Raw genomic sequence first — 25,384 nt, 5'->3', positions numbered from 1 at the left:
CTTGTTGGCTATGATGCTACGCGATTAAGTTGCGGCTCATTGTTGTTGGATTAAGCATCAGCAGCTTGCTGAATCGCATCTATCATACTGTGAACCTCATCTTTGAACGCTTGACTCCAAGTATTTGCAAAGGCCATCTGAACTGTTTTTTCAGGGATAAACCCAAGTCTTTCGCCAATTTGATTAAATAACACATGCTGGTCCATATTCGATAGTCTAACATCCTCCAGCACCTTTTTTGTTTTGTCGGCCTCACCAAATTCTTGAAGCAGTGCAACCGTTAACCGGCCTCCTACTTGATCCCATTTTTCCATGATGCAATCAAATACGTATGCCTCAGGCATTTCGCCAGGGAGTTTGAAAATAAAGTCGTGAGTAGTAGGATCTTGAGCGCTATCTCCATCCAGAACACATATGGCATGGGTTTGGATAGCAGGGTTGGCATTGTGAGATATAGACATCTTGTATGCATTACCATCTCCGGCCAGCGCATGAATTTCGACCTGATCTAGGGCAGAGATTGCATTTACACGCAATATAGCCTCCACCCAGATCTTGGCAAATTCGTCCTCAACAAATATTGCAACTTTCTTCTCAATTTTTCCAGAAATTGCCCTTAGCGAAGCAACATCAAGCTTACCTTGAAAGATGCTTGTCTGACTTGCTACCCAAACTGCTTTGTCGGGCAGGGGTATAAGGGCATCATTAGAGTGTGTCGTGAAGATGACTTGCAAATTTTTGCGTTTCGACACACTAATGAGGTAGTCAACAAGCCTGATAGTAGCTACAGGATGAAGCCCATTTTCTATTTCTTCGATTAGAACGAGAGCATTTTGAGTCGCTGACTCAATTTGTGAAATCATTCTAATAACACTCGATTCTCCAGCACCAAAATGAAACTCCGAATAAGATATGCTATCTGCCGCCGTTGCTGCCAAGAGCGTAACTCGCCCACTTACATCAACCTTGAGTTCCTTAAATTTCGATATATCCTTACCAAGGACACGACTTGCTGCATCAATCACATCTGCTCCAAAAAGTGCTTCATTCGCTTTTGGAACCGAAAAACTATTACTTGCAAAGCGGCGGAACTCTTTTTTCTCCGACGCAGGAACTGTTCTGTTCACACCAAATACAAGAACTTCTCGATCAAGAGAATCTCTGTTCCACTTCTTTTGTCTAAAGCTTGCTGTTCTGTTGGTAATAGAATTTTTGTTTTGAGATCTGTCAATTATTTCATAGCCAATGCGCCAGTCTTGCATTGTATTGTCATATAGTCCGCCTTTTGAAAAAAATCTAGCGGGGGGAACGCTTTTGTAGATTAAGCCAGCCGCGCCGAGGATTGTTGTTTTGCCGCCGCCGTTAGTGCCAATAATTGCTGTAACAGGAAAGTCAAAAGAAACTCTCTGATCGCGAATGCCTCGAACATATGTTAAATCAATTGCTGCGAGATATTTTCCATAATTTCTGTCGCGAGCTTTTTCCAGTAGCTGATTTATCTCAGAAGGGCGAATTTCCGAGCGGCTCATATTTCCTCCAAAGTCAGTATATTAGAAAGCACTATCGCACGCATCGCATAACTAACGTGCGTTTGCGTAACTTGTAAACTGGCTAATTGCTCGCAGCCTATCCGACTGCTTGCACAGTATTGACACATTCTCACCCCCTTGACGCGCCCTCTCCCGTCCTCCATCCCCCACCCATGCTGCGCATCGACGACATCTCCTATTCCATCCAGGGCCGCCCTCTGTTCGAGGGCGCAACCGCCACCATTCCCGAAGGCCACAAGGTCGGCCTTGTCGGCCCGAACGGCGCGGGCAAGACCACGCTGTTCCGCCTGATCCGGGGGGAACTGTCCCTGGATGGCGGCGACATCAGCCTGCCGTCCCGCGCCCGCATCGGCGGCGTCGCGCAGGAATCAGCGGCGACCGCCACCTCGGTCCTGGACACCGTGCTGGCCGCCGATACCGAACGCGCCGCCCTGCTGGCGGAAAGCCATACCGCCAACGACGCGCATCGGATCGCCGGAATCCAGACCCGGCTGGCCGACATCGACGCCTGGTCGGCCGAGGCGCGGGCGGCCTCGATCCTCGACGGGTTGGGCTTCTCGACCGCCGATCAGGCGCGGCCCACAGCCGATTTCTCGGGCGGCTGGCGGATGCGGGTCGCCTTGGCGGGGGTGCTGTTCGCGCAGCCCGACCTGCTGCTGCTGGACGAGCCGACGAACTATCTGGACCTGGAAGGCGCGCTGTGGCTGGAAACCTATCTGGCGCGCTATCCGCATACGGTCATCATCATCAGCCACGACCGCGACCTGCTGAACCGCGCCGTGGGCCATATCCTGCACCTGGAAAATCGCAAGCTGACGCTGTATACTGGCGGCTATGACGATTTCGCCCGGATGCGCGCGGAACGCCGCGCCCTCCAGGCGGCCGAGGCGAAGAAGCAGCAGGCCCGGCGCGCGCATCTGCAAAGCTTCGTGGACCGCTTCGGCGCCAAGGCCAGCAAGGCGCGCCAGGCCCAGGCCCGCGTCAAGATGCTGGCCCGGATGGAGCCGATCACGGCGCCCGAGGAGGCCAAGTTCCACCGCTTCGGCTTTCCCCAGCCCGAGGAACTGTCGCCGCCCATCGTCGCGATGGAGGGGGTCAGCGTCGGCTATGACGGTCGCGCGGTGCTGCGCAAGCTGACGCTGCGGATCGACCAGGACGACCGGATCGCGCTTCTGGGTCGGAACGGGCAGGGAAAATCGACGCTGTCCAAGCTGCTTGCCGAACGCCTGCCCGCGATGGAGGGCAAGGTCGCGCGGTCCTCGAAGCTGCGCATCGGATACTTCGCCCAGCATCAGGTCGATGAACTGGACCTGAACGAGACGCCCCTGGCCCATGTCCGCCGCCTGCGCCCGGCCGAGGCGCCGCCCCGGCTGCGCGCCCGGCTGGCGGGTTTCGGGCTGATGGAGGCTCAGGCCGAGACCAGGGTCGGCCAGCTGTCCGGCGGGCAGAAGGCGCGTCTGTCGCTGCTGATCGCCACCATCGACGCGCCGCATCTGCTGATCCTGGACGAACCGACCAACCACCTGGACATCGAGAGCCGCGAGGCGCTGACCGAGGCGCTGAACGACTATACCGGCGCGGTGGTGCTGGTCAGCCACGACATGCACCTGCTGGGGCTGGTGGCGGACCGGCTGTGGCTGGTGCGTGACGGCGCGGTGGCGCCCTATGACGGCGACCTGGACGATTACCGCCGCTTCCTGCTGGGCGGGGATGAGCCGAAACGGGTCGATGAGGCTCCGAAGCCCGCCCCGAGGCGCGCGCCCCGCGACGAATTGCTGGCGCTTCGGTCCGAGGCGCGGCGGGCCGAGGAGCGGGTCCAGAAGCTGACCGAGATGCTGGCCAAGCTGGACGTGAAGCTGGCCGATCCGGCGCTGTACAACGACCCCTACGAGGCGAAACGCTGGACCGCGAAGCGCGCCGAGGCTGTGCAGGCCATGGCGCGGGCCGAGGAGATCTGGATGACCGTGCTGGAGAGCCTGGAAGGGGCGGAACGCGGCTAGGCTGTTGCCCAAATGCGCCGCCCCCTGGACGAAGGTCAAGGAAGGGCGCGGCCCGCCTTGTGCAAGGGCGCGATTCGACCCTAGGAAGCATGTACATTCCGCCGACCCCCTGAAGGATCCGACCATGAAGATGACGCTGGCCCTGGCCGTTCTTGCCGCATCCGCTGCCACGGGTGCCCTGGCGCAGGATTTCGGCTTTGCCGGCCGCGAGTTTTCGGTCGATCTGGGGGTCGGCGTGGATGTCGGACCGGACTACCCCGGTTCCGACGATGCCGAGGCCGGGCCATGGCTGATCTGGCGCAACGCCGGGTTCGGCCAGCCCGGAACCAATGAAAGCGAAGGCTTCGCCATTTCGCCGTCCTTCAACATGGTGGGCGAACGCGAGGCATCGGACAACGACGCCCTGGCAGGGATGGAGGACATCGACCGCGCCTATGAACTGGGCCTGCGCGTCAGCTATGGCACCGGACCCTGGACCACCTTCGGTTCGGTGCGCCGCGGTTTCGACGGGCACGAGGGCGTGACCGGCGAAATCGGCGCCAAGTACCGCACCGACCTGTCCGACCGCCTGTCTCTGTGGTCCGGCCTGTCGCTGGGCTATGGCAACGGCGATTACAACGACACCTATTTCGGCGTGAACGCGGCAGAAGCGGTTCCCGGCCGTCCCGCCCATGACATCGGCGGCGGCTTCAACAAGGCCACGATCAGCTTCGAGGCGCGCTATTCCCTGACCGAGAACGTCGCCCTGCTGGGCGAGGTCGAATACGGCAAGCTGATCGGCGACGCGGCGGATTCCCCCGTGGTGCAGGAAGAATACCAGCCCGCGCTGAAGCTGGGCATCGTGCGGAAATTCTCGTTCGGGTTCTGATCGGGGCGGGATTTTGGCGAAAGGCCGCGGTGGGAACCGCGGCTTTTTTGTTGATCGTGCCTTAACTTTCGGCCATGCACGCAGGCTTCGACAAGCTGGAACATCTCGTGCGCGAGCAGCGTGCTGCGGCGGCGGAAGAACGGGTGCACCTGCGCGGCCTGATGCAGACCACGGGCGGCACGAAGCCGCTTTGCCGCCTTGACGCCCGCCTCGACCGGATCGAACGGCGTCTGGACCTGACAAGTCAAGGATAAGCTGGAGCGGGTGAAGGGAATCGAACCCTCGTATTCAGCTTGGGAAGCTGCTGCTCTACCATTGAGCTACACCCGCGTGGCGCCTTGGCTAACCGATGGCAGGGACGTCGTCAAGCGTCAGACAAGGCCCATTTCGGCAAGGGCGGCGGCCATCTGCGGGGGCAGGGCCGCATCGCCCGCGCGGCTGCGCGGCATGTCGGCGGGGGCGTCCTGGGCGGGAAGATAGCGCCAGCCCTGGAAGGGGCGGCGCGGCACGGCCGTCACCGGCACGATGTCGCGGTCCAGGATCAGGGCGCAGCGGCGGATGCCGTCGTCGCGGTGGTGCTCGTCCAGCCGGACGATCCGCTGGCGGGCCAGCATCACCCCCTTGAACACCCAGAAGATCGACCCGCCCGCCAGCAGCTCGTCCTGCCGTTTGGGCCACATCCGGGTGACGTGGACGGCAGGGCCGTCGCCGAAGCGGCGCTGCCATTCCAGCAGGTCGTCCGGGCCTTCGGCGCCGACGCACAGCTTCATGAGGTGGAGTTGGCCTGACATGACCGCAAGATAGGGGGCAGGGCGGCCCGTCGCAAGGATGCCGCAAACGAAAAGGCCGCGCGGATGGCGCGGCCTTTCGAAGCAGGGTTCAGCGGGCGATCAAAGCTCGTCCAGGGCCTCGACGGCCTTTTCCAGCTCTTCCTTGGTCACGGTCTTTTCGGTGACCTTCGCCTGTCCGGCGATATGGTCGACGACCTTGTCCTCGAAGATCGGGGCGCGCAGCTGCTGCTGCACGGCCTGGTTCTGCTGGACGAATTCGAAGAAGGCCCGTTCCTGGCCCGGATATTGGCGCGCGGCGCGCAGCACGGCCTGGGTCATCTCCTGGTCGGTGACGGTCACCTCGGCCTTCTGGCCGATCTCGGCCAGCAGCAGGCCCAGGCGCACGCGCCGCTCGGCCAGCTTCTTGTGTTCGTCGGTGGGCTCAATGCTGCCGTGGTTGTGGTCGTGGACCTCGGGGTTTTCCTCGTGCCACAACTGATGGGCGATCTGCTGGGCCTCGGCCTCGACCAGCGATTCGGGCAGGTCGAACTTCACCTTCTCGTCCAGCTGGTCCAGCAGCGAGCGTTTCAGGATCGCGCGGGCGGCGCCGGCATATTCCTGTTCCAGACGGCCGGCGATCTGCTTTTTCAGACCGTCCAGATCCTCGGCGCCGAATTTCTTGGCCAGCTCGTCGTCGATCTCGGCCGCTTGCGGTGCCTTCACGGCCTTGACCTTGCATTCGAAGGTCGCGTCCTTGCCTGCCAGGTGCTTGGCGCCGTATTCTTCCGGGAACTTGACGGTCACGGTCACGTCGTCGCCTTCCTTGGCGCCGACAAGCTGGTCCTCGAAACCGGGGATGAAGCTGTTCGAGCCCAGCACCAGCGGATAATCCTCGCCCGCGCCGCCCTCGAAGGCTTCGCCATCGACGAAGCCCTTGAAGTCGATGACCACCTGGTCGCCGTCCTTGGCCTTGCTGCCCTTGCGGCGATCCTCGAAATTCTGGGCGGATTTCGCCAGGTTTTCCAAGGCTTCATTGATCGCCGCGTCTTCGGCCGGGACGGTCAGCTTTTCCAGGGTCAGGCTGGACAGGTCGACCTCGGGGATCGGCGGCAGCGCCTCGTAAGAGACGTTGACGACCACGTCGTCGCCTTCCTTCCAGCCCTCGCCGTTCTGCATCTCGACCTTGGGCTGGGTGGCGGGACGGTCGCCGGAGTCCTCCAGGTGCTTTTTCAGCGCGCCGTCGATGGCGTCCTGCATGGCGTCGCCCAGGATGCGCGGGCCGAACTGTTTCTTCAGCATGGCCAGCGGCACCTTGCCCTTGCGAAAGCCCTTCAGCTCGACCTCGGGCTGGGCTTCCTTCAGCTTCGCATCGACCGTCGCGGCCAGGTCGGCCGCCGGAAGCGTAAACTGGTAGCCCCGCTTGAGACCGTCGTTCTGGGTTTCCTTGACCTGCATCATCGTCCTCGTGCCATAACGGCCGCCAAAGCCGGGGCGGCCTGAAAAATTCCCGCCCTTCTAGTCGCCGGGACCGCTGGCTGCAAGCGGAACCCGCGCCGCGGCCCGGGCGTTTTCCGCGGTCCCCTTCGTGCCAGAGGCCCGCCATGACCCGCATCAGCGCCATCATCGCCACCAGCCTTCTTGCGGCCAGCACCGGCTGGGCGCAGACCGCGCCGGTTCCCGCCGTGGACCAGCCGCGCGCGGTGAACGAAGCCCCCGCCAAGCAGGCCCCCGCCACGACCGAGGCGCAGGGCCAGTCGGGCGAAGGCGATTGCCCGGCCCGCGACACCGTGGCCGAGGCCGCGACCGCCCCGCAGCCCGGCGCCGACAGCACCGACGCCAACAATGCCGGCAGCAGCGGCTGGAGCGGGGGCCTGGGCGGTTCCGTCCTGGGCACCAACACCCAGGGCGCCGTCACGCAATCGCCCACCTGGCAGCCGCCCACCGCGCGCGGGCTGGATCTGGTGGGGCGCGGGGACCCGGTGCCCAGCCGGTGCTGATCAGTTCAGGATCGGCACCTGCGGTTCGGCATCGTCCAGCCGCAGGCGCAGCCCGTCGCGATTAAAGAATTCGCCGTCCCGGATCAGCGTCCGGTCGCCGTTCAGCGCGCGCATAAGCTGGTCCAGCCGGTCCTTGGCGATGCCGTCGGCCACCAGCCCCTCGCGCCCCGCCCGAAACAGCGCCACCGCCTCCCAAGCCACGCCCGACCCGTCCAGACGCGCCGCCATGTCGGGCCAGGCGATGTCGTCGCCGATCACATGCAGATGCGCCGACCGCAGCAGGTCGACACGGCCCCCCTGCGTGCCGACCAGGACGATCAGCAGGGTGAAGCCCTGCGTTTCCGCGAAGGTGGCGCGCAGCCAGTCGTCGAAATCGGTCATGGCGAGCCTTCGGAAGATGGCGGAAGGGAATGGGAGTCGAACCCACCCGAGACAGTCTCGCTGCCCCAACCGGATTTGAAGTCCGGCCGCCCCACCGGGGACGATTCCCTTCCGTGTTCCGTCTGCGCCGTGCCGAACAGGTCGGCGCGATGCGGGTTGATGCGACGGAAATCGCCCCGGCGCAAGGTCAGGCCGTGGCGGTCGAAGAAATCCAGGATCTCGATGGCGACCTTGCGGCCGTTCTGCACGCGGTCGCGAAAGGCGGGGGCGGTGAACCAGCCGTCGGGGGCCTGCGACGCCACGTCCAGGAGGATCGCCACCATTTCCGCCGTGACGGGGCGGGCGAAGAAATGGTCATGCGCGATCTGGTCGGTGCGGCCCAGCCTCGCGGTCAGCTTCAGGACGCGGCGCACCTCGCGTTCGTCGATGCCGAAGTCGGTCGCGAAATCTCGCACGCGCGGCGGGCGGAAGCGGGCCTCGCCCACAAGGCCGGGGGCGATGCGGTCCCACAGCGCCTCGTCCTCGGGCGTCAGGCGGACCTCGTGGCCGGGCAGGCGGACGAAGGCGCCGTCCAGGGTGGCGCGGCCCGCCTCGGCCTCGGCGCGCAGGAAGGCAAGAGACGCCTCTTTCGGCAGGCGCGGTTGCAGGGTCAGGCGCAGGCGTTCGCGGCCCAGGCCGGACAGGTCGGGGTTGTCCTGATGGAACTGCGTCAGGGTTTCGATCAGCTGGGTCCGCAGCACCTCCAGAACGGTGCGGCTGATCGCCAGATCGCCGATGGTCGCGGCCTGGGCCGTGCGGACGGCATCCGCCCATGCTGCGGGCGACAGGCTGCGGTCGCGGGCGAAACCCGGCAGATCCACCGGGGCCACGGCCAGCATCGCGGCCAGGGCGGCGGCGGGATCCTCGGCGCGGGCGGCGGCGATCAGCGCCAGGCGTTCGGGCGTGCGGCGCTTGCGGGCGGGGGCGCGCAGGTCCAGGAAGCGCCCGCCGCCGAGGGTGCGGCTGGCCGACACGTTGCGCAGGATGAAGCGGTCATGCACCGCCGCCGCGATGGGACGGTCCAGCACGATCTGCACCGGGCCGCTGCCGCCGGGCGGGATGGGATCGGCCAGCGGCACGATCCGCGCGCTCACCTCGACCGCGTGGCTGTGCAGGCGGGCGGGGAACCAGGTGCCGATGGGCCTGGGTTCGCCGGCCAGCACCGTCAGCCAGGCGTCGATCCGGTCGGTCGGCGCGTGCAGGCCGGGCGACAGCACCACGTCGCCGCGATGCAGGGCATCCTTGCTGATCGCCTCGCCCGCCAGGTTCAGCGCGCAACGCTGGCCCGCCAGCCCTTCGGCCGCCGGGCGGTTCTGGGCGTGAATGCCGCGCACGCGGGCGGGCAGGCCCGAGGGGCTGACGGTCACCTGATCGCCGACCGCGACGCGGCCGGTCAGCATGGTCCCGGTGACGACCGTGCCCGTGCCGGACAGGGTGAAGCTGCGATCCACCGCCAGCCGCATCGGGCCGTCGGCATGGCGGGCGGTGGTCTCGGCCTCGGCGGCGACAAGGGCGGTGCGCAGGGCGTCGATGCCTTCGCCGGTCAGCGAGGACACCGGCAGAATCCGCGCATCGGCCAGGGCGGTCCCCGCCAGCGCGGCGCGGATTTCCGCCGTCACGGCCGCGCGGCGGGCATTGTCGGCCAGATCGGCCTTGGTCAGCGCGACGATCCCGCGCGCGATGCCCAGCAGGTCCAGGATCGCCACATGCTCGCGCGTCTGCGGCATCACGCCGTCGTCTGCGGCCACCACCAGCAGCGCCAGGTCGATGCCGCCCGCGCCCGCCAGCATGGTATGGATCAGGCGTTCATGCCCCGGCACGTCCACGAAGCCCGTGATCGCCCCGCCGCCCAGGTCGGCATAGGCGAAGCCCAGGTCGATGGTGATGCCGCGGGCCTTTTCCTCGGCCAGGCGGTCGGCATCGGTGCCGGTCAGCGCCTTCACAAGCGCCGTCTTGCCGTGGTCGATATGCCCCGCCGTGCCGACGATCATGCCGACAGCGCCCGCAGCAGGTCGGCGTCGCGGTCGAGGGTGCGCAGGTCCAGAATCAGCGCCCCGTCCCGGATATGGCCGAGGATGGGGCAGGGCAGGGCGCGCAGCCGGGCCGACAGCCGGTCGGGCGCGTCGCCGCCCTGACCGGTGATCCGCAGCCCCGCCGAGGGGATTCTGTCCACCGGCAGCGCGCCCGATCCGATCTGGCTGGCGCAATCGGTGGCCGTCACGCTGTAGCCCGGCAGCAGCGCCGCGACCTGCGGGGCCAGGCGCGCGGCCTGGGCGGCGATATCCGCCTGCCGGCGCGCCAGATGGCGCAGCGTCGGCAGGCGTTCGGCCAGCCGGTCGGGGTCGCGGTAAAGGCGCAGCGTCGCCTCCAATGCCGCGATGCGGATCTTGTCCAGCCGCACGGCGCGTTTCAGCGGGTTCCTGTTGATCTGCGCGATCAGCTCGCGGCGTCCGACGATGAAGCCCGCCTGCGGTCCGCCCAGCAGCTTGTCGCCGGAAAAGGTGATCAGGTCCGCCCCCTCGGCCACCGCCTCGGCCACGGTGGGTTCGCCGCGCAGCCCGAACTGCGCCAGATCGACCAGCGACCCGGACCCCAGATCGTTCAGCAGCACCACGCCCGCTTTGCGCGCGATCTGCGCCAGTTGGGACGCGGGGACTTCGGCGGTGAAACCCTCGATCCGATAGTTGGAGGTATGGACCTTGAGGATCAGCCCCGTGTCCGGCGTGATCGCGGTTTCATAGTCGCGGGGATGGGTGCGGTTGGTCGTGCCGACCTCGACCAGGTGGGCGCCCGCGCGGGCCATGATGTCGGGCATCCGGAAGGCGCCGCCGATCTCGATCAGCTCCCCGCGCGAGACGATGGCCTGCCGCCCCTGGCCGAAGGTGTTCAGCGCGATCAGCACGGCGGCGGCGTTGTTGTTGACGATGGTCGCGTCCTCGGCCCCGGTCAGCTCGCACAGAAGCCCGCGCAGGTGGTCGTCGCGCTGCCCGCGCCCGCCGCCGTCCAGGTCGAACTCCAGGGCCAGCGGCGCGGCCATCGCCGCCGATGCCGCGCGGATGGCCTCATCCGCCAGGATGGCGCGGCCCAGATTGGTGTGCAGCACGGTGCCGGTCAGGTTCAGCATCGGGCGCAGCTTCGACTGCGCGCCTGCCGCCAGATCGGCGGCCATCAGATGCGGCAGGCGCGCGGCCTCGGTGGCGCCATCGGCGCCGTCGCGGATCGCCGCGCGGGCGGTCTCCAGCCGGGCGCGCAGGGCGGCGGTGACCGCCGCGCGGCCATGGGCCTCGATCAGCGCCCGGCCCATCTCGGACAGCAGAACCTGATCCACCGAGGGCAGGGCGCGGAACCCCGTCATCAATAGCCCGCGATGAAGGGGTTGAAGCCGCCGCGCCGGAAATCGGTGTCCTTCATCAGCATGTCCAGCCCCAGGCTGGACACGTCGTCGGCGATGGGATCCAGGCTGGGGTTCTTGTTCTGATAGAGGATCTTCACCCAACCGCCGCATTCGGAACATAATTCCGCCTTGACCGTCGCCTCGTCCGTCTCGACGCTGCGATAGCTGATGCCCTTGGTGGACCCGCAGCAGAGGCAGGTCACGCGCACCTCGTTCCATTGCGTCGCGCAGCCGCCGCAGGTGGCGTATCGGGTGCTTTCGATCCCCGCCGCGCCCATCACGGACGATGTCGCGGGCCTGCCGCCGCAGGCGGGGCAGGTGCCGGTCCTGATCTTGACCAGCTGCCTGGCGTCCAGCGTGGCGGCCAGCCGCGCCAGATGGATCTGCACCGCCGCGCCGACGAACAGATGCGGCGCGGCGCTGTCATCGGGGATGCGGTCGGACAGGATATTGTCCAGCAGCCAGTGCCGGTCGGCGATTCCCGCCGCCGTCACGGCGGACAAGGCCAGACGCGCGGGCTGGGGCATGTCCAGCGTCGCGGCCTCGGCCAGGAAGCGGTCCAGCGTGGCGTGCAACCCCTCGTCCCCGGCCAGGGCGGCGCGGTCGATGGGGGGCATCCGGCTTTCGCGGGCGATGCGGATGCGGTCGGCTTGGATCGGCGCGGGGGCGGGCAGATCGCGCGCCAGCCGCGCCAGCCGCGCCTGCAAGGCGGTCAGGTCGGCCAGGAAGCGCAGATAGGGCGCCAGGTTGCCGCCGTGATCGGCCAGAAAGGCGAACCGCCCGGCCCGCTTGTCGAAGACCGCTACGGGATCGGGCAAAAAGGCCAGCGGCGCCACGGGGACGCCGCCGATGACCGAAGGGTCGGGTTGCATGGTGGTTGTCATACCGTCTCCGGGCCGGACCGGCCACTTGCCTTTGCGTTATTCTGCCGGGCCGTTTTGGCGGCGTCCAGCCAGTTCGCGCAGCCATTTGCGGTGGTGGCGATAGGCCCAGCCGCCGGTCACGGTGCCCCGCGTCATCGCCCGCAGCGTGCCGCGCGTCCAGATCGCCGCATAGACATGCAGGATGAAGACCAGGATGATCGCCACCGCCGCCAGCGAATGCGCCAGCACCGCGATGCGCCGGGTCGGGATCGTCACCAGACCGCCGAAGAACTGTTCCCAGATCATCACGCCGGTCACGATCAGCACCACGATCAGGATCGACATGGCCCAGAAGATGAACTTCTGCCCGGCATTGTATTTGCCAAGCTCGGGCAGCTTTTCCTCGTGGCCCGCCATCACGTCGCCGATCTGGACGACCCAGGTGGTATCCTCGGGGCGCGGCAGGTTCAGGCGCCACAATTGCACGAACATCACCAGGAAGCTGAAGAACAGCACCACCCCGATGAGCGGATGGATCCAGCGCGTCGTCTGCCCGCCGCCGAACAGGCCGGTCAGGAAATACAGCGACGGATGGAACAGCGCCAGACCCGACAGCAGCAGCAGGATCAGAGACAGCGCCGTCAGCCAGTGGTTCGCCCGGATGAAGCCCCGGTAACGGCTCACCGTCACCGGCTTGACGCTTTCGATCCGGTCGCCCGGTTCGGAATAAAGGGGACGCCGCATCACACGCCCCCCCTGTCCTGCGGCGCGTCGGCCTGGACCAGCCGCTCGGCCGCCTGTTCCTCGTGTTCGTCCACGCGGTTGGCGCGGGCGAACAGCCCGTGGATCGCGGCCCCCACGGCGGCCACGCCCATCACCGCCAGACCGGCGGTCTTGGTGACGCCCTTCCAGCCCTCGACCACCGGCGAGATGCGCGGGTTTTCCGGCAGCCCGTCATAGATCTGCGGCTTGTCGGCATGGTGCAGCACATAGATCACATGCGTGCCGCCCACCCCCTGCGGATCATAGATCCCGGCATTGTCGTAACCCCGGGACTTCAGATCCTCGATCCGGTCGTTGGCATGGGCGATCATGTCCTCCTTGGTGCCGAAGACGATGGCCTGGGTGGGGCAGGCCTTGGCGCAGGCCGGACCCTGGCCCACGGCAACCCGGTCCGAACACAGGGTGCATTTATAGCTCTTGTGATCGACCTTGCTGATGCGCGGGATGTCGAAGGGGCAGCCGGTCACGCAATAGCCGCAGCCGATGCAGTTTTCATGGATGAAGTCGACGATGCCGTTGGAATACTGCACGATGGCGCCGGGCGCCGGGCAGGCCTTGAGGCAGCCCGGATCCTCGCAATGCATGCAGCCGTCCTTGCGGATCAGCCATTCCAGGTTGTCGGTTTCCGGGTTCACCCATTCGCTGAACCGCATCAGGGTGAACATGTTCGGCGTCAGGTCGTGAGGGTTTTCATAGACCCCCACGTTGGTCTCGACTTCGGGCTTGGTGTCGTTCCACTCGATGCAGGCCGACTGGCAGGCCTTGCAGCCGATGCACTTGGACACGTCGATCAGCTTGGCGACCTTGGTCAGCTGCCGGTCGGGCTGCGGCACGTCCTTGGTGGCCGAGATGCGGACAACGTCGGACGGCAGCAGGTTCGACGCGATCGGCTGGACGGGCGGGTTCGCCGCCGCCGTGGTGGGTTGGGGCGCGGTTTCGGTCATGCCACCGGCTCCTCTGACGGTTCGATATTGACCATGAAGGCCTTGAATTCAGGCGTTTCCACATTGGCGTCGCCGACTTGCGAGGTCAGGCTGTTCGGGCCGAAGCCCTTGCGCGCCGATCCCATGAACCCCCAGTGCAGCGGGATGCCGATGACATGGACGGTCTTGCCGTCCACCTGCAACGGCCGCAGCCGCTTGGTCACGACCGCCTTGGCCCAGACCTGCCCGCGCTTGGACCAGACCCGGACGCGCCCGCCCTTCGCGATGCCGCGTTCGGCGGCAAGCTCCTCGCTGATCTCCACGAAGAACTCGGGCTGCAACGCGGCGTTTACCGGATTGTGCTTGGTCCAGTAGTGGAAATGCTCGGTCAAGCGATACGAGGTCGCGACGAAGGGGAATGCGGGATCGCCGATGTCGGCGAACTGGTTCGCATCGGACTCGAACACCCGCGCCACCGGGTTGCCCCGCATTTTGGGATTGAACACGTTGGCGATGGGCGCCTCGAACGGCTCCATATGCGTGGGGAAGGGGCCGTCCCGCATCATGCCCCGGCTGAACAGGCGCGACACGCCTTCGGGGTTCATGATGAACGGGCCGACCTCCTCGGGCTTGGCCGTGACCGGGATGTCGGGCACGTCATAGCCCTCCCATTTCTCGCCGGTCCATTCGATGATCTTGCGGGTCGGATCCCAGGGTTTGCCCTGCAAGTCGCAGGACGCCCGGTTATAGAGGATCCGCCGGTTCGCGGGCCAGGCGAAGGCCCAGTTCAGGAAGGCGCCGGTGTCGTCGGGATCGTTGTTGTCCCGCCGCGCCATCATGTTGCCCGCCTCGGTCCAGCTTCCGGCATAGATCCAGCAGCCGCCCATGGTCGATCCGTCGTCGCGGTAATGCCCGAAGCTTGACAATTGCTGCCCGGCCTCGGCCACGACCTTGGTGGGATCGGCCGCGTCATAGACGGTGGCCAGCGCGCGACCGTTCATTTCCTTGGCCAGTTCGTCGGCCTTGGGGTCGCCCGGATCGCGATAGTCCCAGGTCAGGTTCAGGATCGGATCGGGGAACACCCCGCCCTCGTCCTGATACAGCTTGCGCACCCGCTGGAAGATCTGCGCCATGATCCAGGTGTCGTGCCTGGCCTCGCCCGGCGGGGTCGCCCCCGGCCAGTGCCATTGCAGCCACCGGCCCGAGTTCACCAACGCGCCCTCATCCTCGGCAAAGCAGGTGGTGGGCAGTTCCAGAACCTCGGTCTGGATCGCCGTCGGGTCCACGTCGTTGTGGATGCCGTGGTTCTGCCAGAAATGCGAGGTTTCCGTCGCCAGCGGATCCATGACCACCAGCATCTTCAGCTTGGAGAACGCCTCGGTCATCTTGCCCCGGTTGGGGAAGGACAGGATCGGGTTGAAGCCCTGGCAGAAATACAGGTTCACCTTGCCGTGGTTCATCAGCTCGAACATGCGCATGGCGTCATAGGCGGGCACGTCCAGTTTCGGCAGATAGTGATAGGCCCAGTCGTTTTCGGCCGTGGCGGCATCCCCCCACATGGCCTTCATGAAGCTGACCATGAACTTGGAATAGTTCTGCCAGTAACTGGTCTGCCCCGGCACGATCGGCTGGAAGTCGCGCGTGGACATGTAGGTCGCCCAGTCCGCTTCCGCTTCGGTCGGGATGTTCAGGTATCCGGGGATCAGGTTCGACATCAGCCCGATATCGGTCAGGCCCTGGATGTTGGAATGGCCGCGCAAGGCGTTCATGCCCCCGCCCCGGACGCCGATATTGCCCAGGATCAGTTGCAGCATCGCCATGCCGCGGATGTTCTGCGCGCCCTTGGAATGCTGGGTCCAGCCAAGCGCATACATCGAGGTCATGGTCCTGGTTGGCGTCGAGCATTCGCCGATCATGCCGCAGATATGCAGGAACTTGTCCTTGGGCGTGCCGCAGATGCGTTCGACGAAGTCCGGCGTATAGGCGTCGACATGCGCGCGCAGCAGGTTCCAGACGCAGCGCGGATCCTGCAAGGTCGGGTCGGTCTGGACGAACCCGTCCTCGCCCATCTTGTAGTCCCAGCTGGACTTGTCGTAGTCGCGCTTTTCCTCGTCATAGCCGGTGAACAGACCGTCGGACCAGCCGAACTCGTCCTTCACCAGGAAGCTGGCGTTGGTGTAGTTGCGGACGTAATCCCATTGCACCTTGTCGTTCTCGATGCACCAGCGGATCACGCCCATCAGGAACACGATGTCGCTGCCCGGACGGATCGGGGCATAGTAATCCGACACGGATGCCGTGCGGTTATAGCGCGGATCGACCACGATCAGCTTGGCGCCGCGATGATGCTTGGCCTCGGTCACCCATTTGAAGCCGCAGGGATGCGCTTCGGCGGCGTTGCCGCCCATGACGACCACAAGGTCGGTATTCTTGATGTCGGTCCAGGAGTTGGTCATCGCTCCACGGCCAAATGTCGGGCCCAAACTGGACACCGTGGGGCCGTGTCAGACGCGCGCCTGGTTATCGAATCCGACGATCCCCATGGACCGGACCGTCTTGTAGGTCAGCCATGCGGTCTCGTTTGTCGTGGCCGATGCCGCGAGAAAGCCGGTCGTGGTCCAGCGGTTGACGGGCACGCCCGCCTCGTTCACCTGGATCAGGTTGGCGTCGCGGTCGTCCTTCAGGGCGCGGGCGATCTTGTCCAGCGCGTCTTCCCAGGTGATGTCCTGGAAGTCGCCGGCACCGGCGGGACGATAGCGCGGCTTGGTCAGGCGCGTGGGCGCATGGACGAAATCCTTCAGCGCCGCGCCCTTGGGGCACAGCGTGCCGCGATTCGTCGGATGGTCGGCGTCGCCTTCGATATGCAGAAGCTGGGCGGTCTCGCCCGCCTTCACGTCGCCCTTGGAATACATGATGATCCCGCAGGCGACCGAGCAGTAAGGACAGGTGTTGCGCGTTTCCGTGGTCGTGGCCAGCTTGAAGGCGCGCACATGCGCCTGTTCCGCCGCCTCGGCCCCGCCGAAGCCCATGGCCCCCAGCGATGTCGCCGCAACCCCCGCTCCCGCCAGCTTGAAGAAGCCGCGGCGCGAAAGGTCGATGTTCATAAGACCCCTCCTGCTGCCTGTCGATAGATAGGTATGGTTCAAGTTTGCTGACCGGCTGGTCAAAAGTCAAGGCGAAGGGGAACCGGCCAGGAACACTTTCATGTATGATAAATGCTGCGAGATCTGCTGCTTTCGAAGGCCGTGCATCCGTCGGATCGTGTTTTCAGGCCCCGGTGACCTCGTGCCGCGCGGCCGCCGCGAGGAATGCGGAGCGGGTCATTCCACGCGCTTTTGCCGTGCGGTCGATGGACCGCAGAAGGCCGCGCTCGATCGAGACGTTGATCCGCTCGGGCGCGCCGTCCGCGCTGATATAGGGGATGGTGATGAGCGATCCCCCCTCTTTCAGGCTGATGGCGACATCCTCTCGCTTGCGGATAGCCTCGATCGAGGACGGTTCGACATCGGCCTGATCGTCGAACCAGAGATCGAGGGCCTGGGCGGCAGCGGCGGGAATGTCGTCCCATTCGTCGGCTGCCGCATGGCAGCCGGGAAGATCCGGGAAGGTCAGCCCATAGGCCGACCCGGCGTCCTTGTGAACGATGGCGGTGTAAAGTTTCATGGCGGCTTACCTGTCCTGGGTGTCAGAGGAGACCGGCCTGCCAATAGATGCTGCGCACCGTTCCGACGGGCAGGTTCTTTTTCGGATGCGGCACGATCACCGTTCTGTCGCCTTTCCTGAGCTTGAGGTGCGATCCGCGCTTCGAGACCTCCTCGAATCCCTCGGCCTTCAGCATCTGGATGATCTTCCGGCTGTCGGTTTCCAGGTTCATCCGGATCCTCGGGTGAGCAAGTATATACACATCAAGCCGCGAGTCGGTCAATGACTCTGCGCAAAATGGTGTGTATTTCCGTGCGATGCTTTCGCCCGATCATCAGGGCTCTGGTGCGCGGCGAGGGACTCGAACCCCCACGCCGAAGCGGTTGGACCTAAACCAACTGCGTCTACCAATTCCGCCAGCCGCGCACGGGGCCAGCCTTACGCCGGGACGGGCGGGGCGGTCAATGGGTCATCGTTCGGTCATGGCGGCGGCGATACGCGCGGCAAGCCGGGCGTTGTTCAGGACCAGGGCGATGTTCGATTCCAGCGAGCGGCCCCCGGTCAGTTCGAAGATGCGTTGCAGCAGGAAGGGCGTGACCTCCTTGGCGGCGACGTTCCGGGCCTCGGCCTCGGACAGGGCCTGTTCGATGACCGGGCCGATCACATCGGCGGCGATCTCGGCGTCGGGCGGGATCGGGTTGGCGACAAGCTGGCCGCCCTTCAGGCCCAGACGGGCGCGCATGGCGGCGGCGGCGGCGATCTGGTCGGCGCTGTCCATGCGCAGCGGCGCCCTGATGCCGCTGGCGCGCGACCAGAAGGCGGGCAGCTCGTCCTGGCCATAGGCGATCACCGGCACGCCCAGGGTCTCCAGCACCTCCCAGGTCTTGGGCAGGTCCAGGATCGCCTTGGCCCCCGCCGCGACCACCGTCACCGGGGTCTGCGCCAGTTCCTGCAAGTCGGCGGAAATGTCGAAGCTGGTTTCCGCGCCGCGATGCACGCCGCCGATGCCGCCGGTCGCGAAGACCCGGATGCCCGCCAGATGGGCGCAGATCATCGTCGCGGCGACCGTGGTCGCGCCGGTGCGGCCATCGGCCAGGCAGACCGCCAGATCGGCGCGCGACAGCTTCATCGCCTGATCGGGCGGGGTCTGCGCCAGCGCCTGCAACGCCTTGTCGTCCATGCCGACATGGATCCGCCCGCCCATCACGGCGATGGTGGCGGGCACCGCGCCGTTGTCGCGGATCGCCTGTTCGACCTGCCGCGCCATGTCCAGGTTCTGCGGCCAGGGCATCCCGTGGGTGATGATCGTCGATTCCAGCGCCACGACCGGGCGCCCGGCGGCCAGCGCGTCGGAAACTTCGGCAGAGAAGGTGAGGGGGGCGGTCATGGAACATCCTTTCCGGAAACATGCGCGGCGGCGGCACAGGCGGCCTGGCGCAGCGCCGCGTCGCGCGGCTGTCGGTTCAGTTCGGCGGCCAGATGCGCCGCGAGGAAACAGTCGCCCGCGCCGGTCACGCGCGCGACGGTGACGGGCGGCGGGGCGAAGGTCAGGGTCGGGCCGCCCGCCACCGCCTCGGCCACCGGGCGGGGGCCGTCGGTGACCAGCACGCGGGCGGCGCCGCGCGCCACCACGGCCTGCGCGGCGGTGGCGGCGTCCGGGCAGGCGCGGCCGGCGAGGATCTCGGCCTCCAGCCGGTTGAGATAGAAGCAGCCGCGCCGGGCGGCGATCAGCGGTTCCAGCCGCTCGGCCTTGCCGGGGCTGGCGGGAACCACGCGCAGATCGGCCTGCGCCAGGCGCGGGTCGCGGGCGACGGTTGCCAGCAGATCCTCGGTCAGGTTGCCGTCCAGCACGACCGGACCGGCCCAGCCGGACAGCGCCCCGTCCAGCGGGGCCAGGATCGCGGTGCCCGCATCCTCCAGGCTATGGACATCGGCGACGGCGGCGATCAGCCCCTCGCTGTCCTCGATCCCCATATAGGTGTCGGTCGGCAGGCCGGTGTCGCGGGCCAGATGCGCGGTCAGAACGCCCAGCCGTTCGGCCTCGGCCACCAGGGCGCAGCCTTCGGGGTCGCGGCCCACGGCGGACAGGACGGCGGGGCGCAACCCCCGGCGGGCCAGCGCCACCGCGACGTTCAGCGCCACGCCGCCGGGGATGTGGCGGATCCGGCCCGGCACGTCGGCGCCCGGCGCCATCCGGCGCGGCGCGCGGCCGATCACGTCCCACAGCATCGCGCCGATGCAGAGGATGTCAGTCGGCGCCGTCATCGCTGCTCCATTCGCTGATCTGCGCCTCTAGAAACCGTTCGAAATCGTCCAGATCCACCGGGTCGAACTGCCCGAAGCCCCGCATCCAGACGGATGCCGCGCGCATCCCGTCCGGATCCAGCTTGCACCAGGTGATCCGGCCCCGGCGTTCCTGCCGGATCAGTCCCGCCGCCGCAAGCACCGACAGATGCTTGGAAATCGCCGCCAGGCTCATGGCGAAGGGGGCGGCCACGTCGCTGACGGCCATGTCGTCTTCCAGCAGCATCGACAGCACCCGCCGCCGCGTGGGGTCGGCAAGGGCCGAGAAGATCAGGTCCAGCCGGTCGGGCGCGGGGGCGTTCATCCGCCCGTGATGGCGCGGAATGGCGGGAATGGTCAACTGTCCGGTTGAATATTGTCCGGCCGGGGCAGGGACCGCGGGGCGCAAGACGCCCGCCCCGGAATCCGGAATTTCATTGAAAAACAGTGAATTGAGGCAATTTTATCGGTCCTTGACTTGGCCGGGGATCCACCCTAGACAGCCCCGCAACGAAGAGCGGGCGCGACAGATGGCCGAAGACCCCAGGGACAGCGCGGACCGGCACGCGGATGCCGCCCGCCTGCGCGACCTGGAGGAGCGGCTGTCCAAGCTGACCGCGAAGCCAGAGGCCGCCGGGCCGATGGCGGGCTATGACAAGGCGCATGTCGCCTGGCGCATGGTCACCGAGATCGTCGCGGGCATCATGCTGGGCGCCGGGATCGGATACGGGTTGGACTGGCTGTTCGGCACCCTGCCGATCATGCTGATCCTGTTCATACTTCTGGGCTTCGTGGCCGGCATCAAGGTGATGATGCGCACGGCAGCCGAACTTGGCAGCACATCCGGCAAGCCGCCGGGCACCGACGAGAGGGACTGATCGTGGCGACAGAAGCGCATGGCGAGGCAACCGGCCTGTCTTTCCACCCGATGGACCAGTTCATCGTGCGCCCGCTGTTCGGGGACGGTGCGGTCCACTGGTATACGCCGACCAATGTCACGCTGTGGCTGGTCCTGATCGTCGCGGCCACGCTGGCCCTGCTGGTGATGGGCACGCGCGGCCGGGCCATCGTCCCCAGCCGCAGCCAGTCGATCGCCGAGCTGGCTTATGGCCTGGTCCACAAGATGGTCGCCGACATCGCCGGCAAGGACGGGCTGAAATACTTCCCCTATATCATGACGCTGTTCATGTTCATCGTCTTCGCCAACGTCCTGGGCCTGCTGCCCATGGCCTTCACGGTCACGTCGCATATCGCGGTGACGGGGGTGCTGGCGCTGGCGGTGTTCCTGACGGTGACGATCATCGGCTTTGTCAAGAACGGCGCGCATTTCCTGGATCTGTTCTGGGTCCGCTCGGCCCCCCTGGCGATCCGACCGGTGCTGGCGGTGATCGAGGTCATCAGCTATTTCGTGCGCCCCGTCAGCCACTCGATCCGACTTGCGGGCAACATGATCGCCGGTCACGCGGTCATCAAGGTCTTCGCGGGCTTCGCGGCCATCGCCGCCGTCGCGCCGATCTCGATCATCGCGGTGGTCGGCATGTATGCCTTTGAAATCCTGGTGGCCTTCATCCAGGCTTACGTCTTCACCATCCTGACCTGCGTTTACCTGAAAGACGCGCTGCATCCGTCGCATTGACGTCGGACGCACAGGTCATCATCCCAATCCATCACTTCCAACCGCAAGGAGCATCATCATGGAAGGCAATATCGGAGAACTGGGCCAGTATATCGGCGTCGGCCTGACCGCCATCGGCATGGGCGGGGCCGCCATCGGTGTGGGCAACGTCGCCGGCAACTTCCTGTCGGGCGCGCTCCGCAATCCGTCGGCCGCCGCCGGCCAGACCGCCACGCTGTTCATCGGCATGGCCTTCGCCGAAGCCCTGGGGATCTTCTCGTTCCTGGTCGCGCTTCTGCTGATGTTCGCAGTCTGATCCAACGCCATCCTTGCGGCGGGGTGGGGGTTCGGCCCCCGCCCCTTCGTGACCTTCAAGGCCAAGGGGTTTGGACATGATCAGCCTGTTGCAAGAGGCCGCCCATACCGCGGCCGAACATACCGAAAGCGTGGCGAGTTCCGTCACGCATGGCGAGACCGAGACAGCCACGGGCCTGCCCCAGCTGGATCTGACATCCTTCGGGAACCAGATTTTCTGGCTCATCGTCACCATGCTGGTGCTGTATTGGGTCGTGGCCAAGATCGCGCTGCCGCGCATCGGCGCCGTGTTGTCCGACCGCCAGGGCGCCGTGACCGGCGACCTGATGGCCGCCGAGGAATTCAAGCTGAAGGCCAAGGAGGCCGAGGCCGCCTATGACAAGGCCCTGGCCGACGCGCGGGCCGAGGCGGGCAAGATCGTCGCCGCCAACCGCGCCGAGATCCAGAAGGAACTGGACGCGGCCATCGCCCATGCCGATGCCGAGATTTCGGCGCGGGCGGCGGAATCGGAACAGCGCATCCGCGAGATCCGCGACAGCGCCGATAGCGATGCGCGCGAGGTCGCCCGCGACGTTGCCGCCGAACTGGTGCGCAGCTTCGGCGGGACGGTCGATCAGGCGGCCGTCGATCAGGCCGTGGACAGCCGCATGAAAGGGGCCTTGCAATGAAGAAACTTTCCCTCATTGCCGCCACGTCGCTGGCAGCCGGACCGGCTGCGGCCGCGGCCGGCCCGTTCTTCTCGTTGCGGAACACGGACTTCATCGTGCTGGTGTCGTTCCTGGTCTTCGTGGGCGTGCTGCTGTACTTCAAGGTTCCCGCCCGTCTGGGCGCGCTGCTGGACCAGCGGGCCGTGGGCATCCGCCGCGATCTGGACGAGGCCAAGCGCCTGCGCGAGGAGGCGCAGGAAATCTATGCCAGCTATGAGCGCCGTCAGCGCGAGGTGGCGGGCCAGGCCGAGCAGATCGTCGCCAATGCCAAGCGCGAGGCCGAGGCCCAGGCCGCCAAGGCCAAGGCCGACCTGAAGACCTCGATCGAGCGTCGGCTGAAAGCGGCCGAGGACCAGATCTCCAACGCCGAAAGCGATGCGGTGCGCGCGGTGCGCGACCGCGCGGTGCAGGCGGCGGTGGCTGCGGCCTCGACCCTGCTGGCGCAGCAGGTGGCGGCGGGCCAGCGGTCCGCCGGGATCGACGATGCCATCGAAGACGTGGCCCGCCGGTTGAACTGACGGCATTCGGACAGTGATCACGAAAAAACCCCCGGTCCCGCGACCGGGGGTTTTGCGTTTCAGGCGGTGCGATCAGCGGGTCGGCCAGATCAGGATCTCGACCCGGCGGTTCTGGGCACGGCCTGCGGCGGTGTCGTTCGAGGCGACCGGCTGGTTGAAGCCCTGCCCGGTGGCGGTCAGGCGCGCCGGGGCGACGCCCGCGGCGGTCAGGATGCTGGCGACCGACTGGGCGCGGCGCTGCGACAGGTCCATGTTATGCGCGGCCGATCCGGTATTGTCGGTATGGCCCACGACCTGCACGCGGCTGTTCGGATACTGGTTGAGGTTGCGCGCCACGGCATAGAGGTCGTTCTGCGCCTGACCGGTGACGGCGGCGGAATCTGTGGCGAACAGGATGCCCTCGGGCAGGATGACTTGCAGGTGGTCGCCCCGGTTCACGACCTGGACGTTGCTGCTGACCGATTGTTGCAGCGCCTGCGCCTGGCGGTCCAGGACGTTGCCCGCGATGGCCCCTGCCGCCGCGCCCAGGATCGCGCCGCGCGCGGCGTCCCGGCCCTGGTTGTTGCTGTCGCTGTCGCGGGTGCCCGCCAGCACGGCGCCGACGGCGGCCCCGGCCAGGGCGCCTTGCTGGGTGCGGCTCATCCCTGCGGTGCCGATGCCGGTGCCGTCGGTGGGGGCGCAGGCGCCAAGGGCGGCAAGGCCGGCGGTGGCAAGGATGGTGGTGACGCGAAGGTTCATGGATTTTCCCTTTCCTGGTCTTGCGGCTTTGATCACGCGGCAATGTCCGGTTGCCGCCCAACGCCCCGACGCTGGCCCAGTTCCGGCGGAAAGGAAAGTCACGGCTGCGTGGAAGATGCTGGATTGGCGGAAAAAAACCCGTGGCTTCGGGGCCGGGCTTGCATTGCCGGGCGCGGACGGCCAAAAGCGTCGGGCCATGGTCCAGCCCCGCCGTCCGCCGCAGCCCTTGCCCTTTGCCCAGCAGGTCGCGATCTTCTCGCGCCTGGCCGAGGCCAATCCGCAGCCCCGGACCGAGCTGGTGTTCTCGAACCCCTTCACGCTGGTGGTGGCGGTGGCGCTGTCGGCGCAGGCGACCGATATGGGCGTGAACAAGGCCACCAAGGGCCTGTTCGCCTTGGCCGACACGCCGCAGAAGATGCTGGATCTGGGGCTTGAAGGCGTGACCGAGCATGTCAGGACCATCGGCCTGTTCCGCCAGAAGGCGAAGAACGTGATCGCCCTGTCGCGCATTCTGGTCGATGATTACGGCGGCGAGGTTCCCGACAGCCGCGCGGCGCTGATGAGCCTGCCGGGCGTCGGGCGCAAGACGGCCAATGTGGTGCTGAACAGCGCCTTCCATTTTCCCGCGCAGGCGGTCGATACGCATATTTTCCGGGTCGGCAACCGCACCCGCATCGCGCCCGGCCGCGATGTCGAGGAGGTCGAGCGCGCCATCGAGGACAACGTGCCCGCCCGCTTCCAGCAGGACGCCCATCACTGGCTGATCCTGCACGGCCGCTATATCTGCCAGGCACGCCGCCCGCGCTGCGCGGTCTGCCCTATTTACGATCTGTGCCCCTATGAGGAGAGGACCGCATGACCACCCCCTATGTGATCGGCATCGGCAATGCGGTGATGGACGTGATCTCGCCCACCGAGGACGACCGGCTGGCCGCGTTGGGGATCCGGAAGGGGATCATGCAGCTGATCGAGCGCGAGCGGTCGGAATACCTGATGGCCGCGCAGGCGGATGATCACGGGCCGGGGCGCGCGCAGTCCCGGCTGGTGCCGGGCGGGTCGGTGGCGAATACCCTGGCGGGCATCGGGATGCTGGGGCTGCGCACGGCCTTCATCGGCCGGGTGGCCGACGATCCGCTGGGCCTGTCCTATGCCGAGCAGACCGAGGCGGCGGGGACGGTGTTCGTGAACCCTCCGGTCGCGGGCGATCAGTTGCCCACGTCGCGCAGCATCATCTTCGTGACGCCGGATGGCGAGCGGTCGATGAACACCTATCTGGGGATTTCCGCCGAACTGGGACCGGAGGACGTGAACCCGGCGGTGTTCCAGGGGGCGGGCTGGCTGTTCCTGGAGGGATACCTGTTCGACAAGCCCAAGGGGAAGGAAGCCTTCCTGAAGGCCGCGCGGTCCTGCCACGCGGCGGGCGGGCAGGCGGGAATCGCCCTGTCCGATCCCTTCTGCGTGGACCGCCACCGCGCGGATTTCCGCCGCCTGGTCTCCGGGCCGATGGATTACGTGATCGGCAATATCCATGAATGGCAGTCGCTGTATCAGGTCGAGGATCTGGAGGAGGCGCTGCGGCTGGCCAGTGCTGATTGCGGGACGGTGATCTGCACCCGGTCGGGCGAGGATGCGATCCTGATCCGCGAGGGCGAGCGGGTGACGGCGACCGTGCATCGGATCGTGCCGGTGGACGCGACCGGGGCGGGGGACCAGTTCGCCGCCGGGCTGATCTATGGTCTGGCTTTGGGCGTCCCGCTGGCGGTGGCGGGGCGGATGGGCTGCATCGCGGCGGCCGAGGTGATCGGCCATGTCGGGCCGCGCCCCGAGCGCGACTTGCGGGCGGATTTCCGGGCCGAGGGGTTGGTCTGATTGCGTCCCGCGACTGCTGGGGGACTTCACGTCCCCCAGACCCCCTGTGGGATATTCGGATGAAGAAGAAAGCCGCCGAGTGGCGGGTGTTCGCAGCGTTGCGCGGTTCCTCCGCCGCGTGTATCAGGG

Annotated in this window: 27 protein-coding genes, 3 tRNA genes and 1 pseudogene; 11 read left to right on the top strand and 20 right to left on the bottom strand. The window is 66.3% G+C overall.

Annotation, left to right across the window (positions count from 1 at the left end; translation table 11 throughout):
* Nucleotides 1-50: 50 nt before the first annotated feature.
* Nucleotides 51-1,529, bottom strand: coding sequence for an ATP-dependent nuclease (locus tag PXD02_RS11995; protein ID WP_275104098.1), 1,479 nt, complete (start codon nt 1,527-1,529; stop codon nt 51-53).
* Between the two features lie 173 nt (nt 1,530-1,702).
* Between PXD02_RS11995 and PXD02_RS11990 the strand changes: the two genes are divergently transcribed.
* The 3 genes from PXD02_RS11990 to PXD02_RS11980 all read left to right on the top strand — a co-directional run bounded on the left by PXD02_RS11990 (nt 1,703) and on the right by PXD02_RS11980 (nt 4,672).
* Complete coding sequence (locus PXD02_RS11990; protein WP_275104097.1) at nt 1,703-3,550, top strand: ABC-F family ATP-binding cassette domain-containing protein; 1,848 nt, start codon at nt 1,703-1,705, stop codon at nt 3,548-3,550.
* Between the two features lie 124 nt (nt 3,551-3,674).
* Nucleotides 3,675-4,418: a MipA/OmpV family protein gene (locus PXD02_RS11985; protein ID WP_275104096.1), complete on the top strand. Its 744-nt coding sequence runs from the start codon at nt 3,675-3,677 to the stop codon at nt 4,416-4,418.
* 74 nt (nt 4,419-4,492) lie between these two features.
* The gene (locus PXD02_RS11980) at nt 4,493-4,672 is read left to right on the top strand and encodes a hypothetical protein (RefSeq protein ID WP_275104095.1); all 180 of its coding nucleotides are present in this window, start codon (nt 4,493-4,495) and stop codon (nt 4,670-4,672) included.
* A gap of 2 nt (nt 4,673-4,674) precedes the next feature.
* Here PXD02_RS11980 and PXD02_RS11975 read toward each other — a convergent pair.
* From PXD02_RS11975 to tig, 3 genes are all read right to left on the bottom strand, one after another.
* A tRNA-Gly gene (locus PXD02_RS11975) sits at nt 4,675-4,748 on the bottom strand.
* Between the two features lie 41 nt (nt 4,749-4,789).
* A complete protein-coding gene (locus PXD02_RS11970) occupies nt 4,790-5,209 on the bottom strand; it encodes a DUF1489 family protein (protein WP_275104094.1) in 420 nt (139 codons plus the stop codon).
* 99 nt (nt 5,210-5,308) lie between these two features.
* Nucleotides 5,309-6,643: a trigger factor gene (gene tig, locus PXD02_RS11965; protein ID WP_275106417.1), complete on the bottom strand. Its 1,335-nt coding sequence runs from the start codon at nt 6,641-6,643 to the stop codon at nt 5,309-5,311.
* Nucleotides 6,644-6,789: 146 nt separating this feature from the next.
* Here tig and PXD02_RS11960 point away from each other — a divergent pair, with 146 nt between their 5' ends.
* Nucleotides 6,790-7,185 (top strand): hypothetical protein, encoded by a 396-nt coding sequence (locus tag PXD02_RS11960; RefSeq protein ID WP_275104093.1) that lies wholly within the window; start codon nt 6,790-6,792, stop codon nt 7,183-7,185.
* Here PXD02_RS11960 and PXD02_RS11955 read toward each other — a convergent pair whose 3' ends face one another.
* From PXD02_RS11955 to PXD02_RS11890, 15 genes and pseudogenes are all read right to left on the bottom strand, one after another.
* Complete coding sequence (locus PXD02_RS11955) at nt 7,186-7,566, bottom strand: hypothetical protein (protein ID WP_275104092.1); 381 nt, start codon at nt 7,564-7,566, stop codon at nt 7,186-7,188.
* Nucleotides 7,567-7,583: 17 nt separating this feature from the next.
* Nucleotides 7,584-7,679: transfer RNA gene (locus tag PXD02_RS11950), tRNA-Sec, on the bottom strand.
* 105 nt (nt 7,680-7,784) lie between these two features.
* Nucleotides 7,785-9,596: pseudogene (gene selB, locus PXD02_RS11945) on the bottom strand (selenocysteine-specific translation elongation factor); the annotation flags it as partial.
* Complete coding sequence (selA, locus tag PXD02_RS11940) at nt 9,593-10,960, bottom strand: L-seryl-tRNA(Sec) selenium transferase (protein ID WP_275104091.1); 1,368 nt, start codon at nt 10,958-10,960, stop codon at nt 9,593-9,595. The pseudogene selB and the gene selA, both read right to left, overlap by 4 nt.
* A complete protein-coding gene (gene fdhE, locus PXD02_RS11935) occupies nt 10,960-11,883 on the bottom strand; it encodes a formate dehydrogenase accessory protein FdhE (RefSeq protein ID WP_275104090.1) in 924 nt (307 codons plus the stop codon). Before fdhE ends, selA begins: the two co-directional genes overlap by 1 nt.
* A gap of 36 nt (nt 11,884-11,919) precedes the next feature.
* Nucleotides 11,920-12,606, bottom strand: coding sequence for a formate dehydrogenase subunit gamma (locus tag PXD02_RS11930; protein WP_275104089.1), 687 nt, complete (start codon nt 12,604-12,606; stop codon nt 11,920-11,922).
* Nucleotides 12,606-13,589, bottom strand: coding sequence for a formate dehydrogenase subunit beta (gene fdxH / locus PXD02_RS11925; protein WP_275104088.1), 984 nt, complete (start codon nt 13,587-13,589; stop codon nt 12,606-12,608). The genes PXD02_RS11930 and fdxH overlap by 1 nt, the downstream gene beginning before the upstream one ends.
* Nucleotides 13,586-16,060: a formate dehydrogenase-N subunit alpha gene (gene fdnG, locus PXD02_RS11920; protein WP_473092021.1), complete on the bottom strand. Its 2,475-nt coding sequence runs from the start codon at nt 16,058-16,060 to the stop codon at nt 13,586-13,588. The genes fdxH and fdnG overlap by 4 nt, the downstream gene beginning before the upstream one ends.
* 12 nt (nt 16,061-16,072) lie before the next feature.
* On the bottom strand, nt 16,073-16,672 hold the full coding sequence (locus PXD02_RS16900) for a hypothetical protein (RefSeq protein ID WP_473092020.1): 600 nt from the start codon (nt 16,670-16,672) through the stop codon (nt 16,073-16,075).
* Between the two features lie 163 nt (nt 16,673-16,835).
* Nucleotides 16,836-17,231, bottom strand: a complete 396-nt coding sequence (locus tag PXD02_RS11915) for a type II toxin-antitoxin system HicB family antitoxin (protein ID WP_275104086.1) — start codon at nt 17,229-17,231, stop codon at nt 16,836-16,838.
* A 22-nt stretch (nt 17,232-17,253) separates the two neighbouring features.
* Nucleotides 17,254-17,442 (bottom strand): type II toxin-antitoxin system HicA family toxin, encoded by a 189-nt coding sequence (locus tag PXD02_RS11910; RefSeq protein WP_275104085.1) that lies wholly within the window; start codon nt 17,440-17,442, stop codon nt 17,254-17,256.
* A gap of 111 nt (nt 17,443-17,553) precedes the next feature.
* Nucleotides 17,554-17,636, bottom strand: a tRNA-Leu gene (locus PXD02_RS11905).
* A 43-nt stretch (nt 17,637-17,679) separates the two neighbouring features.
* Nucleotides 17,680-18,597 (bottom strand): pseudouridine-5'-phosphate glycosidase, encoded by a 918-nt coding sequence (locus PXD02_RS11900; protein WP_275104084.1) that lies wholly within the window; start codon nt 18,595-18,597, stop codon nt 17,680-17,682.
* Nucleotides 18,594-19,475: a PfkB family carbohydrate kinase gene (locus PXD02_RS11895; protein WP_275104083.1), complete on the bottom strand. Its 882-nt coding sequence runs from the start codon at nt 19,473-19,475 to the stop codon at nt 18,594-18,596. The genes PXD02_RS11900 and PXD02_RS11895 overlap by 4 nt, the downstream gene beginning before the upstream one ends.
* Entirely contained in the window at nt 19,459-19,818 is a 360-nt protein-coding gene (locus tag PXD02_RS11890) for an ArsR/SmtB family transcription factor (protein WP_275106416.1), read from the bottom strand. Before PXD02_RS11890 ends, PXD02_RS11895 begins: the two co-directional genes overlap by 17 nt.
* A gap of 205 nt (nt 19,819-20,023) precedes the next feature.
* Here PXD02_RS11890 and PXD02_RS11885 point away from each other — a divergent pair, with 205 nt between their 5' ends.
* The 5 genes from PXD02_RS11885 to PXD02_RS11865 all read left to right on the top strand — a co-directional run bounded on the left by PXD02_RS11885 (nt 20,024) and on the right by PXD02_RS11865 (nt 22,648).
* The gene (locus tag PXD02_RS11885) at nt 20,024-20,371 is read left to right on the top strand and encodes an AtpZ/AtpI family protein (RefSeq protein WP_275104082.1); all 348 of its coding nucleotides are present in this window, start codon (nt 20,024-20,026) and stop codon (nt 20,369-20,371) included.
* Nucleotides 20,372-20,373: 2 nt separating this feature from the next.
* Nucleotides 20,374-21,129: a F0F1 ATP synthase subunit A gene (locus tag PXD02_RS11880; RefSeq protein ID WP_275104081.1), complete on the top strand. Its 756-nt coding sequence runs from the start codon at nt 20,374-20,376 to the stop codon at nt 21,127-21,129.
* 58 nt (nt 21,130-21,187) lie between these two features.
* A complete protein-coding gene (locus PXD02_RS11875; RefSeq protein WP_089343169.1) occupies nt 21,188-21,424 on the top strand; it encodes a F0F1 ATP synthase subunit C in 237 nt (78 codons plus the stop codon).
* A gap of 76 nt (nt 21,425-21,500) precedes the next feature.
* Entirely contained in the window at nt 21,501-22,091 is a 591-nt protein-coding gene (locus tag PXD02_RS11870) for a F0F1 ATP synthase subunit B' (RefSeq protein ID WP_275104080.1), read from the top strand.
* Nucleotides 22,088-22,648 (top strand): F0F1 ATP synthase subunit B, encoded by a 561-nt coding sequence (locus PXD02_RS11865; protein WP_275104079.1) that lies wholly within the window; start codon nt 22,088-22,090, stop codon nt 22,646-22,648. Before PXD02_RS11870 ends, PXD02_RS11865 begins: the two co-directional genes overlap by 4 nt.
* A 72-nt stretch (nt 22,649-22,720) precedes the next feature.
* Here PXD02_RS11865 and PXD02_RS11860 read toward each other — a convergent pair whose 3' ends face one another.
* On the bottom strand, nt 22,721-23,386 hold the full coding sequence (locus tag PXD02_RS11860) for a YiaD family glycine zipper/OmpA-like lipoprotein (RefSeq protein ID WP_275104078.1): 666 nt from the start codon (nt 23,384-23,386) through the stop codon (nt 22,721-22,723).
* A gap of 196 nt (nt 23,387-23,582) precedes the next feature.
* Here PXD02_RS11860 and nth point away from each other — a divergent pair, with 196 nt between their 5' ends.
* On the top strand, nt 23,583-24,245 hold the full coding sequence (gene nth, locus PXD02_RS11855; protein WP_275104077.1) for an endonuclease III: 663 nt from the start codon (nt 23,583-23,585) through the stop codon (nt 24,243-24,245).
* A complete protein-coding gene (locus PXD02_RS11850; RefSeq protein WP_275104076.1) occupies nt 24,242-25,255 on the top strand; it encodes an adenosine kinase in 1,014 nt (337 codons plus the stop codon). Before nth ends, PXD02_RS11850 begins: the two co-directional genes overlap by 4 nt.
* The last annotated feature ends 129 nt before the right edge of the window (nt 25,256-25,384 follow it).

This window comes from Paracoccus sp. S3-43 (genome assembly GCF_029027965.1).
Classification (GTDB): Bacteria; Pseudomonadota; Alphaproteobacteria; order Rhodobacterales; family Rhodobacteraceae; genus Paracoccus.
The sequence above is the reverse complement of the archived record's forward strand: the minus strand, read 5'-3'. Positions and strand labels throughout refer to the sequence as shown.